Raw genomic sequence first — 15945 nt, forward strand, 5'->3', positions numbered from 1 at the left:
TTGCATCTCCTTTTTAAATATAGAACATGTAGTTATCGGCAGCGTCCTGCTCCTGATAGGATATCAAATCAAACAGCGTGGTCGAGTCCAGCACATTGGCAATACCGTCACGGATGCGAAGCCACAGGTTGCGCTTGGCCGGATCGTCTTCTTCCGTAAAATCAACCGGAGAGATCGGGCCCTCGAGAACACGGATGACATCTCCTGCCGTAATCTCAGCTGCATCGCGGGAAAGAACGTAACCGCCGTACGCGCCGCGGATACTTTTGACCAGTCCCGCATTCCTGAGCGGTGCAATCAGCTGCTCCAGATAGTGCTCGGAAAGCTGGTTTTTCTCGGCAATACTTTTCAAGGAGATCGGGCCCTCGCCGTATTTTGCCGCAAGCTCCATCATTATAGTCAGGCCATAACGCCCTTTTGTTGATATCTTCAAAGGTGGCACCTCTTTCAAAAATTCATGTGCGTTTTCGGCTCAGTATTAAAATTAGTTCTTGATATTGAGCCTTGTTATTAGTTTAAACCTGGGTATATATGTACGGATCTATAGGCAAACCTGTGCTATCAGGCATTTCTGCGTATTCCGATCATAACCCTTTGCTTATGTTAACATATCCGTCAAGCTTTTTGTAAATAAACAGTGACAAAACTTCAAAATGTTCTCCTGCTGCGGACAAAGCTTTTGTGATGTGTCAAAGGACAGGTTGTGTTAAAATACGGTCATGGGCACAATTTCAAATAGAAATGGTGATTACTCTTGTTAAACAACAATCAAAATACGCGCGTTGTCGTCGGCATGTCCGGCGGCGTCGATTCCTCGGTTACCGCACTTCTGCTGAAGGAGCAGGGTTACGATGTCATCGGCATTTTCATGAAAAACTGGGATGACACCGATGAGTTTGGGGTGTGCACCGCCGAGCAGGATGCGGAGGATGTACGCCGTGTTTGCGAACAAATAGATATTCCCTATTACACGGTCAACTTCGAAAAGGAATATTTCGATAAAGTATTTTCCTATTTCCTGGATGAATATAAGTCCGGACGTACACCTAATCCTGACGTGATGTGCAACCGTGAGATCAAATTTGGTGAATTTCTGAATAAAGCGCTCGATCTCGGCGCTGATTATGTAGCCACAGGCCATTACGCCCGCGTTGTGGAAGAAGACGGCGTCTTCAAGCTTCTCCGCGGTGTGGACAGCAATAAAGACCAGACGTACTTCCTAAATGCGCTGAATCAGCAGCAGCTGTCGAAAGCGATGTTTCCAATCGGCCATCTTCCTAAACCCGAGGTGCGCCGCATCGCGGAAGGCGCAGGTTTGTACACGGCCAAAAAGAAAGACAGCACCGGTGTCTGCTTCATCGGCGAACGCAACTTCAGGGAATTCCTCAGTCAATATCTGCCCGCGAAGTCCGGTAATATGGTGGATATCGCTACGGGTGAAGTTAAAGGCCGTCATGACGGCTTGATGTACTACACCCTCGGTCAGCGCCAGGGTCTCGGCATCGGTGGATCCGGTAACGGCGAGCCGTGGTTCGTGGCCGATAAGGATCTGGAAAATAATATCCTGTACGTTGTACAGGGAGACAAGCATCCAAGCCTGTATTCCACAGGACTGATTGCGACAGGTGTGAACTGGATTGCAGGCGAAGGGGATGTGCCCAAAGAACCTTTCAACTGCACCGCCAAGTTCCGCTACCGTCAGCCGGATCAGCAGGTTACACTGGAATGGCTCGAAAACGGAACCGTCCATGTCCAGTTTGCCGAGCAGCAAAAGGCTATTACGCCGGGACAAGCCGTTGTGTTCTATCAGGATGATGTTTGCCTTGGCGGCGGCACCATTGATAAAGTGGAGAAAATTCCTTACAAGCTGCCTGCCCTGCAAAAAAAATAACACAGACGTTAAGCCATTGCCCGGTGAACCTGCGGCAGTGGCTTTTTTGTCTGTGCAACACATTCTCTACGACACCTGCGGAATCCTGCTCAAATCTGAATATTTCCCCGTAAAACGATCACTCTTCCCTGGAAAGGAACTGATTACGCCGGCGCTCCTGGTTGATCCGGATTTTCGCTTCGTTTCCCTGCTCCGTTGCCTGGTAGAATACCCGCCGCGAAATCTCCTTCGGCAAATAATCCTGTTTAACGTAATGCCCCGGAAAGTCGTGGGGATATTTGTAGCCTTCATGACCAAGCTTCACGGCGCCTTTGTAATGCGTGTCCCGCAGATGCAGCGGAACCTCCGCCGACTTCATGTCGTCAATTGCCGTCATCGCCCGTGAGATCGCCGTGTAGACCGCGTTGGATTTCGGGCTCTCCACCGCAAACAAAATCGCTTGTGCAATATTGAGCTTCGCTTCCGGCCAGCCGTTATTCCGGTAAGCCTCAAGCGCACTCACGGCCTGAACCATCGCCTGCGGGTTCGCAAGGCCGATATCCTCGCTGCTCGCGGCGATCAGGCGACGGATGAACACCATCGGGTCCATCCCGAGCTTCTCAACCGCGTAGAGAAACCAGAAAAGTGCAGCGTCACTGGAGCCGCGGATGCTCTTATGGAAGGCGGACAGAACGTCGTACTGCGTCGACTCGTCTGCTCGCACGGTTGGACGGCGGATCGATTCCTCCGCGACCTCAAGCGTAACATGCACGGTGCCGTCATGTTCCGGCGGCGTCGTCATCGCCGCAAGCTCCAGCGCGTTTAGCGCCCTACGGATGTCTCCGTTCGCCATCGTAGCAATATGCTGGAGAGCCTCCTCATCGACCTTAAGCTGCATGAATCCGAGCCCCTTGTCCCTATCTGTAAGCGCACGCTTCATCGCAACCAGCGAATGCTCCTTTGTCAAAGGCTGCAGCTGGAACAAGGTCGAGCGGCTCATCAAGGCCCCGTTCACGTAATGGAACGGGTTCTCCGTCGTCGCCCCGATAAAAATGATCGTGCCCTTCTCAACCGCAGGCAGCAGCGCGTCCTGACGAGAGCTGTTGAAACGGTGCACCTCGTCCAGAAACAGAATCGTCTTCGTGCCGTACATCGCTTTATTGGTCTGTGCACGGTCGATCACTTCGCGCACGTCTTTGACGGAAGCGTCCACCGCATTCAGACGGACAAAGTCCGCTTGCGTCTTTTGCGAAATGATATGCGCCAGCGTCGTCTTCCCGCACCCCGGCGGACCGTACAATAGAATGGAAGATACCTGATCCGCTTCAATCGCCCGGCGCAGCAGCTTGCCAGGGCCTACGATTTGTTCCTGCCCGATATATTCATCCAGACTGGTCGGACGCATCCGGTCGGCTAGAAGCCTGCCGCTCGGCTCCGACTCCTGCTGGAAAGAAAATAAGTCCATGTGAATTCACGTCCTTGAGCTATTTTTTAATATATGCTGTCCTCCTATCATACCATATCAGGCAGTGCGGATCATGCGTTCGTATTGTTGTTGAAACCTAAAGGATTTACGCAAAAAAAATAGCCGTTCTCCTATGAACGGCTTGTGGCGGCTATATGTTAACTTTTAACGGAAATCGAATATTCAAATGCACATAAAAAATGAAATGGCTACCGCTGAGCAGACACTTTTTGACTGCGTGCCTCAGCCTCATGCTCCGTCCGTTTTTTTAAAATCACTTTCCGGATGCTTTCCACGGATAAATGATAGGTTTTCGTCAAATATTCCACCGAATGACCGCTGCAGTGAAGATTATAAATCTCTTCATTTCTGCGCTCGATCATCTGTCTGGTGCCGCTGTTGACTCCCCAACCGACACGCTCATTGCTTTTCTTGGGAATGTAAATCAGCTCACCCTCGATATGCTTCTGAAGCTCCTTCAGCAATCTAGGGGGCAGAACATCCCTCCCATTTCTGTAATTCACGATAAACGTCCTCCTTAAACGGATGTTGGTTCCGACCTGCTTGTTTAGCGTTGAACATTTTATCGCTCCCTCCTTTCAAAGTATGTATCGTGTATTTTAAAAAGGTAATTAGGGAGACCGAAATCGGCCTCCCTGCACTTTGCGACTTCCGCTTTAGGCGGAAACCACCTCGTAATTTGTGATCAAAATTGCATCAGCTCCTTTCTTTAGGAAGTTGTCGGCCGTCCGACACCTTTATTAACTCATATTTGGAGCTTCGCTTCAAGCGAAAGAACAAGTATATACGTTCTTTACCTACATTTTTCGGATCATCCTCATGAAGACGTCCACCTGACTGAACCAGAAATCTTCGCCGAACGGGCTCTCCTGCAGCATTAAACCTGTAATGGCAGAAAAGTAGCACAGCAGCAGACTTCCCGGGTCTCCTTCGTAAAATTCGCCCTCCTCTTGGCCTTTGACGAAAATGGGGACTATACGCCCGATCGTCTTCTCCGGGGAATGCTGCTTGATGAGCTGTTTCGCCGTTTCCGGCGCATCATCCGATACCTGAACCTGGCGGATCAGCAAAAAGTACAACCGGTTCTCAGGATCAAGCATTACCCTCGTAAATGCTCTGATCTGCTCAGACGGCGAGCCTGGAAGCTCGTGGATCCGGTCCAGCGCAGACTCGGATTCTGCGAGCGCTTCCTGCACAAGTTCGGTATAAAGCTCTTCCTTGGATGAAAAATACCTGTAAGATAGTCCCTGGCTGATGCCAGCTTCCGCGGCAATGGAACTCATCTTCGTTCCGGTAATGCCTTGCAGTGCAAACACCTTCAGTGCCGCTTTCTTAATTTGCAATTTGCGTTCCTCTTGAATCCGTTCAAGCTGGTGATCGGTTAATGGTGACAAGCCTATTTCAACTCCATTCTTCTCATAAATCTTAACCTCTTACTTCTCTAGTTCCATTGTATGGCTGCAGTCATAAGGCTTCAAGTGTGGTAATTAGGAAAAGACGCTGTTGATCTGATGTTCACTAATTTCCCAAAGCCGCGCCGCACTTTCCGGATCCTGGGCAGCTTTGGAGGTAATCCCCAAGATCATATCTCTGTAATAATTGCCGCTTTGGCCCGTCAGCTCAGGGGATTCCGCAAGCCAAACAAGCGTTTCAGCCCCTTTTTCCGGTGTACGGGAGAAAGGTTTCATGCAGGCCATCGTTATCTTCGCGAGGAAGCCATTGTTCATGTTAAAGTTTGTTGATACAAGTCCCGGATCAAAGCAATTGACACTTACGCCGGTACCCTGCAGTCTTTTGGCAAGCTCCACCGTATTTAAAAGATTCGCCAGCTTGGTCTCGCCGTAACGGACATTGGCACCTCCTAAGAATTTTCTGAACGGGCTGTATAAACGGCTGCCATCCAAATCCTCATAATCGATACCGTTTCTCACCATTTTATGGCCATGGGAAGAAGTGAAGATAATCCGTGACTCTCCATTTTCCTTTAACCGATCAAGCAGAAGTGTTGTAAGCAAAAAGGGACCCAAATGATTCACAGCCCAGGTCATTTCAAAATGGTCTTCACTTAAGCATCTATGGACATAAAAAGCACCGGCGTTGTTGATCAGCACATCGATACGCGGGCACTTATGAAGAATTTCTTCAGCAGCCCTCTTAACCGAATGTAATGAGCCCATATCGGCGATAAAAATATCAATATGCACATGGCTGAGACCGCTTTCCCGTCGAATCTCCTCGGCGACTGCCAACGCTCTGTCTTTGTTCCGGGCAATGAGCCCGAGTCTTGCTCCATCCTTTGCCAGGACATGTGCCGCAGCAAGCCCTATTCCGTTCGTTGCCCCTGTAATAAGCACATATTTGTTTCTAATCGTCCAAGGCAAAACCGCCGTTTCTTTGTTAACATTCATCATATTAACCCCTCCGTTTTTTTGAATGAACTGTTCATTCATTTTCTAAAATCAATATATTCCGTTTTTTTTCCTTTTGTCAATGGTTCATAAAAAATTATTTTTACGATTCAAAAAAAGAACTGCCTTTTTCAAGACAGTTCTTTCTTACGTTCCGGCCTGGCTTACCAGCCAGTGACCGCTATATCTTCATGCATATCCTGCAAATAATCCGGCAAAGGACCACCATGCATCAGCCACAGCTCATGCAGCGCACGGGTGCAACCGACGTACATCAGCTTGGCATCCCAGGCCGACGTGCCATAATGCTGCGGATCAGCACCCTCTACGATCACCGCGTCGAATTCGAGCCCTTTCGAAAGGTATACCGGCAGGACCGAAAGTCCTCCCTCGTACGCCTTTTTCCCGCCATCAATCAAATGAAGTTCCGGCACATCTGGCAGCAGCTGATCGTACAACTCCTTCGCATCCTTCAGTGTCCGGGTCAAAATCGCAACCGTACGGTATTCGCCTGAGGACAGCTTCTGCATCGCTTTGTGGAGGTCTCCAAGCCGCTTGTGCCCGTGATCCTCGTATGGAATCATGCGGACCGGATTGCCGCTCCGGAAGACAGGAACCGCTAGGAGATCGCTGTTCACACCCTTTTCCAGAATGCGGTTCGCGAATTCGATGATTTCCATGGTCGACCGGTAGCTTCGGGTAAGAGCAAAATATGCTGTCTGCTCCGCCTCAAACAACGAGCTCATTTCATCCCAGCTATGAACGCCCCGGTACGCATGAATCCCCTGCGAGAGATCTCCAAGTATCGTAAAGGAATGGCCTTTAACGAACAGATCCAGCACAGCGACCTGCAGCGGCGAGAAATCCTGCGCTTCGTCAATGACAATATGGTCAAAACGCTGTTCACCCGTAATATCGTTCAGCAGATAATGCATATACAGAAGCGCTGGCAGATCTTCTTCACGGATGATATCCTTTTTCAAATCCTTTTGCGTGGATTTCATGACGCCCTCCGGAATATCCGCAAGCAGCTCCTCAGACCAGCCTGCCTGCAGCTTCAATGCCTTAAACATCTGCTTATAAAGCACGAGCGGCTCGTATTTCGGCCATTTGGAGGCATAGGATTTTTCGCGTTGGGAGGCTTTTTTCTTCCGCTCCTTCAGCGCTGCTGCGGACGGCGACTTCTTCAGCTCCATTTCGACCCAGCGGTGAATTCTGGCCATAACCCGTTCTTTGCGCTTCGCCAGCGGATAAGGCTTGTATTCCTCGTTGAACCAGTGGAGAATCGTGCTGCGCTTCAGCACGGCACCTTCCCATGGCATAAAATCCGCTTCAGGCACCGATGCGCCCTCCATCGTCTCTAGGCAGCTGCGGATCATGTTCATAAATCGGATCGAGCCCTTGAACCGGCCAGGGACCTCATCGTTTACTTCCGGCATGCCTTCATCTGACTCGAACCAATAAGCCAACGTTTCCGATGTATCTGCTAACGGCAGCTCGATTTCGAGCAGCTTGAGCGCCCAGTCCGCAAAAGTGCTCTGCTGGATATCACCGACACCGAGTTCAGGCAGAACATCGGAAATATAATCGAGGAACATGTGGTTCGGTGCGAAAATGATCATCTTCTCAGCCGTCACCTGCTCCTTATACTGATACAGAAGATAAGCCAGACGATGCAGTGCCACGGTGGTCTTACCGCTGCCCGCTACCCCCTGGATGATGAGTGCTGTATTTTTGGCCGCGCGGATGATCTGATCCTGTTCCGCCTGAATGGTGGATACAATATCACGCAGCTTATTGTCTTTGTTCTCACCGAGCCGGTACACCAGAAATTCATCCGATACGGCCGGCTGATCACTGCTTCGATCAAATGTATCGGATACCCGTTCCAAAATCTGTTTCCGGATGACCAGGTTGCGTTTCAAATACACCAGGCCTTCGAACGTCCCCTCCGGTGCTTCGTACGATGCCGGATCATCACCCCCGGTGAAGGAATAAAATACGCTGGCAATCGGCGCGCGCCAGTCGATGACCATCGGCTGGTCCCCGACCTCCTCGTGATCGACACCGATTTTCCCGATATAAAGCGGTTTGGGCTTATCTTCCTTATCCCCCTGAAAATCAAGCCGTCCGAAATAAGGCGCCGGCAGGCTTTTGGCCAGCGACTGCCTTTTCTCTTCACGTCCGGCCTCCAGAACCTGCTCCGTAAAGTCATGTCCCGTGTAGACCTCGATCCTGCGCAGACGTTCCAGCTGTTTGTCAATTTCCGCTATTGTCGCATTCAGCCTCTGTTCTTCCTCTTGATAGGCACTTTGAAAAGTTTGCTCCAACTTCAGTTACCTCCTAAAAGTTTTGGGGACTGCTCTTATAAATCACACTGCCGAGTCGTCCCTGCCCTGGTAAGCTGATGCTTCGTCGTGAGCCCCGTAAGCCTGCTTAGAAAGGATTTTCAGTATATCACACTATAGGTGCATTCACCATAGACCTGCACTTAAAGCGACTGGTCCTCGGCGTTTCTAAGATGGAAGTTGCCCACTTCAAAAAAACGGATTCGGCTCTTTACAAATTTTTGCGAATCTGTATAATGAGAACCAACAAAAAACTGCATACGGATGATGCACTAGGGGTGCCTTCACTGGCTGAGAGACGAAAACCGCGGGCAAAAGCGGCGACGTTAACCCTTTACACCCGATCTAGATCATACTAGCGTGGGGAAGTGCGGTGAAACGGATTGCTTCTTCTTTTCTTTGGGCTTATGTCCTGAAAACGGCTTGGAGCGTCTCACTAACTGCACTCTTTCGGGTGCGGTTTTTTTGTATGCCAGCCGGCAGTATTTCGTTTTTCAAAAGAAAAGGAGGAACAACAAATCATGAATAACCATTTGAATGCCGCCTCATCTGCGGCTCCGTCTCCGGTAGCCTGCGGCACCAGCCGCATTGCGGGCTGCAGATTCTCCATTTATCCGATGAGCAATAATTTTATTTCGATTATTGAGCACGCGCTGAAGGCAACCGATACTTCGAAAGTATGGATGCTTACCGATGATGTCAGCACTTGTTTGCGCGGACGAATTTCCCACGTCTTTGATGTCGTGCATTCCATCTTTGCCCATGCTGCGGCAACCGGCGAACATGTCGTGTTCAGCGGAACGTTTTCGATTGGCTGTCCTGGGGATTCTAGTGGAGACGTATACATGTCTGAAGATGATATCCGTTTAAACGACGTAAAGTCCGGCATTGATACCTCGGCGCATTTTTCTCTTTATCCTCTTAATACACCAGGTTACATGGATATGATTGCAGAGGCGGTCAAAACCGCCGATTCGCTGGGCACCTTCTCGGGCGGCATTCATTATGCCAGCCGTCTGGACGGCACCAGCGGGGAGGTCTTCAGAACGCTTGAGCAGGCCTTTACCGATGCTTCGAAAGAAGTGTCCCATCTGGTCATGACGGCCACGTTATCCTGCAACAGCCCATCTCCGAAACCTGAACCGAAAGCTGCGGAGGAGGGGGCTGTTCTATGAAAACGTGGAAGCTACGGGATATTATCGTTCTTAGTTCACTGTCCGTCGTTTTTGCTGTCGTATATGTTTTGTTTTTGCAGGTGGGAAATGTACTGGTCGGATTTATGGGTCCAATGGGATATGAGGTCATTTTCGGCATCTGGTTTATCGTATCTATCATCTCTGCCTACATTCTTCAGCGCCCGGGCGCGGCGCTCCTGTCTGAGACGGTCGCGGGCGTCGTAGAGCTGCTGATCGGCAATACAACAGGGCCTGTGCTGATATTATCCGCATTCATCCAAGGGCTTGGCGCCGAGGCTGTATTTGCGGCAATGCGTTACCGCAGCTACTCTACCCCGGTATTGATGGCCGCAGGAATGGGTTCCGCTATCTTAAGCTTTGCCTGGGGCTTTATTCATTCGGGTTTTGCCGCTCTGTCTGCCGGACTGCTGCTGGCCATGTTCGTTACACGCATGATCAGCTCGGCGCTGCTGGCCGGCCTGCTAGGCAAATGGATCGCAGACTCGCTTGCGAGAACGGGCGTGCTTCGCAGTTTCCCGATTGCCAAAACCGCTTCGGCGAAGCAGATCCGTTCGAAAGCGGAGGCTTCATAATGCTTTCCGAAAATCGGAAGCCGGTTCTTGAGACCACAGATCTCTCCCTCATGCTTGACGATAATGCTGCACAGCCGGTCTCCTCGGTGTCCATGTCGCTGCATGAGCGAGAGATCACGCTGCTGCTTGGCCCGGGAGGCTGTGGCAAAAGCTCGCTTGCCCTCTGTCTGAACGGGATATACCCTCATGCGATTGAGAGCGTTGTTTCAGGAAACATAAAAATATACGGAAACTCGACTGATTGGAATGACCCCGGGCTAACGGCACAAACGGTAGGCATCGTATTTCAGGACCCGGACAGTCAGTTTTGCATGTTGACCGTTGAACAGGAGCTGGCTTTCTGCCTTGAAAACATTGGCTGCCCTCGCGAGAACATCGGGGCAAGAATCCATGATGCGCTGAAGATCGTCCACATGGACGGCTGCCTGGATCATCCGATCCATCAGTTATCCGGTGGACAAAAACAGCGTATCGCCATTGCCGCAGCACTTGCTTTGCGGCCAAAGGTGCTTATTCTCGATGAGCCAACCTCCAATTTGGACCCCGTGACGGCCAAGCAGCTTGCAGAAAGTATTGACGCCATCCGCAAGCTGCTGCCGATGACGATCCTGCTGATTGAACATCAGCTCGATCCCTGGATGGAGTATATCGACCATCTGGTCGTGATGAACAAGGAAGGAACGGTCCAGTATGAGGGGCATCCCCTGCCGTTTTTCGCGCATCAGGCACCTGCAGCCGATCTTGCGGGAATTTGGCAGCCTCGGGCTGCCCTGCTTCATCGAAAGCTAAGCGAAGAAACAGGGCGGCTCGGAGAAGAGATCGCAGAGGATCAGAGCCTGCTCCCCCTGTCTGCCCGAGGGCTGATTGCAACATGGACAGCTTATCCTGCCCATACGCGGGACAAAGCGATTCGTCTGCTTGAAGCCCCATTACGAAAAAAACAACCCACAGCAACCGTGAATAAAGATAAACCGTGCGAAATTCGCAAGAATGAAGGCTTCGCCTCTAAGGATGATGTGCTCCTTCGGGCAAATCGCCTGACTTTTGCCCGAAGGCACAATATAGTGCTTCAAAATGTAAATCTCGCGATTCGGGCCGGCGAGCTGATGGCTATTACAGGCCGGAACGGGGCGGGAAAATCAACGCTAATTTCCCTCTTGTCCGGACTGCTTGAGCCTTCATCGGGCGAGGTTGTGCTCCATGGCCAGCCGTTGGGCCGGTGGAAGGAGACTCTGCTGCGGAGCCGGATCGGCTGCATCTTCCAACATCCCGAACATCAATTCGTAGCCGATACGGTATACGATGAATTGGCTTTTTCTATGCGTCTGCAAAAACGCAGCGAAGAAGAAATCAGGCAGCGGGTCGGCGAGCTGTTGAAACAATACCGCCTGGAAGGACACGAAGCATGTAGTCCGTTTGCGCTCAGCCAAGGCCAAAAACGGCGGCTTGGAGTCGCCGCGATGCTGACTGACGAGCAGCAGATTCTGCTCTGCGACGAGCCGACATTCGGGCAGGACGCTTATGCCGCGAATGAGCTGATGACAAGCCTGCGTGCCCGCGCAGATCTAGGACTTGCCGTCGTGGTGATCACGCATGATATGGAATTTGTGCAGGAATATGCCGACCGTGTGATCGTACTGAATCATGGCTGCATCCAGTTCGAAGGATCTCCGCGTACGCTCTGGTCTATGCCGGAGCCGTTCCTCTCCGAGCAGGGACTGGTTCCGCCGATGGCTTCCCAATTGCTGATACGACTTCAGGAGGCAAAAGGCGATGCTGGCTCTGCAAAATAGTAAATCCAAACCTTCCCGGCGGCACCTATTTCTTGCCCTTGGCAGGCTGAACCCGTCCATTAAAGCAATGACAGTCGTTTTGTGTGTCGTTTTGCTCTCTCTTGCCTTCGATCCTGTTACGATCGCTTCTGCGCTGCTGCTCACGCTGCTTATGACATGGCTGTTCGGAAATATCGCCTGGAATAGATGGCTGCTGCTATTTGCTCCGTTTTTAATTTTGGCGCTAGGATATTTCTGGACCGCAGCGTTATTCCCACGGGAAGCGATTCAGCCGGATTCGGTGCTGATCTTGTCGATGGGGCCTTTTAAAATGACAAATCAATCGTTTCAGATTGCGCTCGCGCTCTGTTTGCGTACCCTGCTGTTCTCGGCATTGTCTCTCCTTTTTATTTTGACAACCGATCCGGTCCGGCTCATGCTAAGCCTGATGCAGCAATGCAAGCTGCCTCCTAAGCTGGCATACGGCATCCTGGCAGGGTTTCGCTTTCTGCCGTTGTTCCGTGAAGAGCTTGCCATTATGCAAAGAGCCCATCGCGTAAGAGGAGCCGGGAGAATTCGCCGTACTCCGCGTTCATTGCTATATGCGTTTAAACGTTACAGCATTCCGCTGCTGGCTGGAGCGATCCACAAATCTGAACGCGCAGCCGTAGCCATGATTTCGAGAGGATTTACAGGCAAAAGCGATCGCGATTTTTATACCCGGGTACAGATCACTTGGAGAGACGGTTTATTTATGGCACTCATGCTGGCGATTGTCGCATTCAGCTTCGGCCTGTCGCATTTCCTCGGGTCGCTTCGCTGGTATAATGGAGAACTCTAAGATTTTTGCATCATTCTGATTGATCCCGGACAAGAAGAGGGGGTTCCCAATAGTCATCAAAGATGACGATGGGAAACCCCCTTCTCATGAAATCCGTTCCGATGCTCTTTCATTATTTCTTACCGCCAATCCCCCACCGTCCATACCTCGGTCACCCAATCCTCATAAAAGGCGGGTTCATGGGAAACTAGCAGAATGGTGCCCTGGAACTCTATCAGTCCCTTTTTCAACGCTTCCTTGGCCCGAGCGTCGAGGTGGTTGGTCGGTTCGTCCAGAACCAGCAGGTGGCTTGGCGTCAGCATCAGCTCCGACAACCGCACCTTGGCCTGCTCGCCGCCGCTGAGCGTACGGATCGGCTTACGGATATGCTCTGCCGTAAGGCCGGACATGGCGAGCACTTTGCGGATGTCCTTTTGCGTCAAATCCGGCCGCAGTGCCCAAACTTTTTCTATCGGCGTTTCTTCGGGTGCAGTGTCCTCCTGCCAGTAGTATGCGGCTTTGACTTGCTCCGGAGCGATCAGTTCCCCGCCAAGCGGCTTGATATGACCCAACAGGGTGTTCACCAGCGTGGATTTGCCTGCGCCGTTTTCACCGACAATCGCGATTTTATCGCCCCTGCGTACCTTGAGGGATACCGGTTTGAACAGCGGACTGTCGTATCCGACCTTCAGCTGCTTCGTTTCGAAGACTGCAGCCCCTGCCGCAGAGCCTGGAGTCGAAAACGTATACCGAGGTGGCGGGCCATCCGTCGGCTTATCGACCCGCACGATCCGGCTGAGCATTTTCTCACGGCTTTTAGCTTGTTTGGCTTTTCGTATCCGGTTTTTATCAATAAAAGCTTCCAGCTTTTCAATCTCCTTGCTTTGTTTCTCATAAGTCGCCTGCTGCTGAAGCTGACCAAGCGCGAGCTCTTTTTGAAACTGGCGATAGTTGCCGGCATAACGCTTGATATTCTGATGGGCCAGATGGAAAATGACCGACGTAATTTCATTCAGAAAATGCTCGTCATGGGAAACGACGATATAGGCATGTTTGTAACGTTTAAGATAGCCGGTAAGCCAATCGATATGAACTGTGTCCAGATAGTTCGTTGGCTCATCGAGCAGGAGCACCTGTGGCTCCTCCAGCAGCAGCTTTGCAAGCAGCAGCTTTGTTTTTTGCCCGCCGCTCAGCAGGCTTACGTCCCTTTCAAGTCCGATATCTGTGATACCTAGACCCGATGCGATATCTTCTACTTTGGAGGAAATCTGATAAAACTCATGATGCTCCAAAGCAGCCTGAAGCTCCCCGTATTTCCGCAACAGCGCGTTCAGCTGATCGCCGGCCTCCGCGAATCGTTCCGCAATGTTGTTCATTTCCTGCTCCATTTCAAACAAATACCGGAACGCCCGCTCCAGATACTGCCTGATGGTGGTTCCTGCCTGCAGGTCGATTTGCTGCTCGAGAAATCCGACCTGCACGTGTGTTGCCCATTCGATGTTACCCTCATCTGGCAGCAGACTGCCGGTCAGTAGACGGAACAAAGTTGATTTACCTGCGCCATTGACCCCGACGAGGCCGGCATGCTCCCCTGGCAGCAAGCGGAAATTCATATGCTTGAACGTGATCTGGTCGCCGTACATATGCGTTAAGTTGGTTACGTTTAAAATACTCATGGTTGTTTCTCTCCTTCTGGTTTCAGTTTGAATACAAAGCGAAAGCCATCCGGAGAAACAGCAGCTATGAAATTATAACGGTGGTGAATTAATCTTACGTCTTGCATTTTGCGATATCAGGAAGCGACTCCTCGATGGATATACGGTCTGATATCTAAAAAAAACGGGTAAGGCGAATACACCTTACCCGTTTATGCTATGGCAGAGTAAGAAAGGATTCGGATCATCATATCAACTGTTCTCGAGATGGCTTGTTAAAAAAGGGCAGACTTCTCCCGTCTTAAGCCAATTCTCTTTTTAGAACAGTCGATAGAATTTCCATTCCCTTCCACCTCATATCGTCAAATTTTGTAGATTGCTACGCCAAGAATTATAAAGGAGTCCGTTCATTGTTGTCAACATCTGGCACGCGCTCAAGCTGACTGATACGGTAATACCCGGAAGGCGTCCAGTCTGCTGCCGATAACGAAAACTGATCAAAGCTGCAGTAAGCGGACAAACCGCCGGATATGATCATCCGGATTATACCTGTTCCGTATTCCGGATGCTGCTTATGCCTCACCCGAACCCCCGGGCCCCATCCGGTCCAATTGAACGAGTTAGGAGGCTGTACGTTTTGTTCCATCTCCCTCATCCATGCGGCCGCGAGCTGAAGCTGATCCTCCAGTTGCGGGAAACCGGCATTCGATTCCAAACCAGCTCTATCAGCATACCTGCTGCCGCGCCTTGTGAAACGGAAAGTCTTTTGCGGAGCGCCGTTCTGCTTCTCTATCACTGTTATGTTCGCTCCTATGCGGTTATTTTCGCCTATTCCCCTTTGGCCCGGTAAAATGCCTTGTTTTCCAGTGCCCGGACCGGTGTGGTCCAATCCTCAGTGGCAGGCATCATGGAAATCGCATCCTCTGCTGCTTGCAGCTTGGCATCCATCTGGTCGATCAGGTGCAGCGCGAGCGCTTCAGGAATTTGCGGCTGAACGGTGCTGCCCCATTCCGGCAAATTATGATGCGCCAATATCAAATGCTGCAATAGCACGATCTTTTCCGAGTTTACATCCATGCCATTCGTAATTGCAGCTTCGGTGACCCAGCCGGCGGCAAGCGGTATATGTCCGATCAGCTTCCCTGTAAAGCTGTACTCACTGACGATGCCAAGCTCCGCTGTCAGCTCTTCCGTCTTGGCGATATCATGCAGGATGATGCCCGCAACCAGAAGGTCCCTGTTCAGGAATGGACGCTGTCTGCAAACGAACTCGGCCAGCTCCAGCATCCGCACCGTATGGTAAGCCAGGCCCCCGTAAAAGGCATGATGCATTGCTTTAGCTGCCGGGTAATGCATCAGCTTGTCGCCCACTTTCTCAAAGCAGTGTTCAATAATGACCTGCAGCTCAATATCCTGAATACTAGAAGCGGCAGTTTTAATCGAATACACGAGATCATTGGGCGGAACAGGAGCCGCGCGCACAAAATCCGTAATATGAAAGCCGTCTTCATCGGTTGCCGGACGGATTTTATTGATCTTGAACTGCAGGCGTTCACGGTACAGCTGTACCACTCCACGTACCTTGACCAGCATCGGCGCAAAGAAGGCTTCCTTGTCCACCGATGAAGCGTCCCAAAACTTGGCGGATATTTCCCCGCTGGTATCTGAAAGAATGATATCCAGATAGTCCTTGGATGGGGTGGAATTCGTCTGTTTCACCATTACAGATTTCAATAGATAATATCCTGTAACTTCCTGTCCTTCAGTAAATGATTGTATGAGTGTCATGTCATTCCTCCTCCCAAAAGTTGATAACAC

At 50.9% G+C, this 15945-nt stretch carries 14 protein-coding genes and 1 riboswitch; of the genes, 5 read left to right on the plus strand and 9 right to left on the minus strand.

Translation table 11 applies throughout. From position 1 onward, the window contains the following. Positions 1-13: 13 nt before the first annotated feature. Complete coding sequence (gene cymR, locus MUG84_RS07930) at positions 14-433, minus strand: cysteine metabolism transcriptional regulator CymR (RefSeq protein ID WP_244723063.1); 420 nt, start codon at positions 431-433, stop codon at positions 14-16. Positions 434-754: 321 nt separating this feature from the next. Here cymR and mnmA point away from each other — a divergent pair, with 321 nt between their 5' ends. Next, positions 755-1891: a tRNA 2-thiouridine(34) synthase MnmA gene (gene mnmA, locus MUG84_RS07935; RefSeq protein WP_342346099.1), complete on the plus strand. Its 1137-nt coding sequence runs from the start codon at positions 755-757 to the stop codon at positions 1889-1891. A gap of 118 nt (positions 1892-2009) precedes the next feature. On the opposite strand, the gene MUG84_RS07940 is transcribed toward mnmA, so the two are convergent. The 5 genes from MUG84_RS07940 to MUG84_RS07960 all read right to left on the minus strand — a co-directional run bounded on the left by MUG84_RS07940 (position 2010) and on the right by MUG84_RS07960 (position 8094). Beyond that, positions 2010-3335: a replication-associated recombination protein A gene (locus MUG84_RS07940; RefSeq protein ID WP_244723066.1), complete on the minus strand. Its 1326-nt coding sequence runs from the start codon at positions 3333-3335 to the stop codon at positions 2010-2012. A 209-nt stretch (positions 3336-3544) separates the two neighbouring features. Continuing rightward, entirely contained in the window at positions 3545-3859 is a 315-nt protein-coding gene (locus MUG84_RS07945; protein ID WP_244723069.1) for a CD3324 family protein, read from the minus strand. Between the two features lie 294 nt (positions 3860-4153). Then, positions 4154-4750, minus strand: a complete 597-nt coding sequence (locus MUG84_RS07950) for a TetR/AcrR family transcriptional regulator (RefSeq protein WP_244723072.1) — start codon at positions 4748-4750, stop codon at positions 4154-4156. A gap of 93 nt (positions 4751-4843) precedes the next feature. Beyond that, on the minus strand, positions 4844-5764 hold the full coding sequence (locus tag MUG84_RS07955) for an SDR family NAD(P)-dependent oxidoreductase (protein ID WP_244723395.1): 921 nt from the start codon (positions 5762-5764) through the stop codon (positions 4844-4846). 164 nt (positions 5765-5928) lie between these two features. Then, positions 5929-8094, minus strand: coding sequence for a HelD family protein (locus MUG84_RS07960; RefSeq protein WP_244723075.1), 2166 nt, complete (start codon positions 8092-8094; stop codon positions 5929-5931). A 282-nt stretch (positions 8095-8376) separates the two neighbouring features. Continuing rightward, positions 8377-8496: riboswitch (TPP riboswitch) on the plus strand. A 137-nt stretch (positions 8497-8633) separates the two neighbouring features. Between MUG84_RS07960 and MUG84_RS07965 the strand changes: the two genes are divergently transcribed. From MUG84_RS07965 to MUG84_RS07980, 4 genes are read left to right on the plus strand one after another with little or no spacing between them, the layout of a single operon-like run. Continuing rightward, entirely contained in the window at positions 8634-9287 is a 654-nt protein-coding gene (locus tag MUG84_RS07965) for a YkoF family thiamine/hydroxymethylpyrimidine-binding protein (protein ID WP_244723078.1), read from the plus strand. Continuing rightward, complete coding sequence (locus MUG84_RS07970) at positions 9284-9880, plus strand: ECF transporter S component (RefSeq protein ID WP_244723081.1); 597 nt, start codon at positions 9284-9286, stop codon at positions 9878-9880. Before MUG84_RS07965 ends, MUG84_RS07970 begins: the two co-directional genes overlap by 4 nt. Beyond that, a complete protein-coding gene (locus MUG84_RS07975; protein WP_244723083.1) occupies positions 9880-11673 on the plus strand; it encodes an ABC transporter ATP-binding protein in 1794 nt (597 codons plus the stop codon). Before MUG84_RS07970 ends, MUG84_RS07975 begins: the two co-directional genes overlap by 1 nt. Further along, the gene (locus MUG84_RS07980; protein ID WP_244723086.1) at positions 11654-12493 is read left to right on the plus strand and encodes an energy-coupling factor transporter transmembrane component T family protein; all 840 of its coding nucleotides are present in this window, start codon (positions 11654-11656) and stop codon (positions 12491-12493) included. Before MUG84_RS07975 ends, MUG84_RS07980 begins: the two co-directional genes overlap by 20 nt. A gap of 119 nt (positions 12494-12612) precedes the next feature. On the opposite strand, the gene MUG84_RS07985 is transcribed toward MUG84_RS07980, so the two are convergent. The 3 genes from MUG84_RS07985 to MUG84_RS07995 form a co-directional block, all read right to left on the minus strand. Beyond that, on the minus strand, positions 12613-14148 hold the full coding sequence (locus tag MUG84_RS07985; RefSeq protein WP_244723090.1) for an ABC-F family ATP-binding cassette domain-containing protein: 1536 nt from the start codon (positions 14146-14148) through the stop codon (positions 12613-12615). A 370-nt stretch (positions 14149-14518) separates the two neighbouring features. Next, positions 14519-14923, minus strand: a complete 405-nt coding sequence (locus tag MUG84_RS07990) for a hypothetical protein (RefSeq protein ID WP_244723093.1) — start codon at positions 14921-14923, stop codon at positions 14519-14521. Positions 14924-14955: 32 nt separating this feature from the next. After that, positions 14956-15915 carry a 3'-5' exoribonuclease YhaM family protein gene (locus MUG84_RS07995; RefSeq protein WP_244723096.1) on the minus strand — a complete coding sequence of 320 codons (960 nt, stop codon included), beginning with the start codon at positions 15913-15915 and terminating at the stop codon, positions 14956-14958. Positions 15916-15945: the final 30 nt, after the last annotated feature.

This window comes from Paenibacillus mangrovi, assembly GCF_022898935.1.
Lineage (GTDB): Bacteria > Bacillota > Bacilli > Paenibacillales > Paenibacillaceae > Paenibacillus_AQ > Paenibacillus_AQ mangrovi.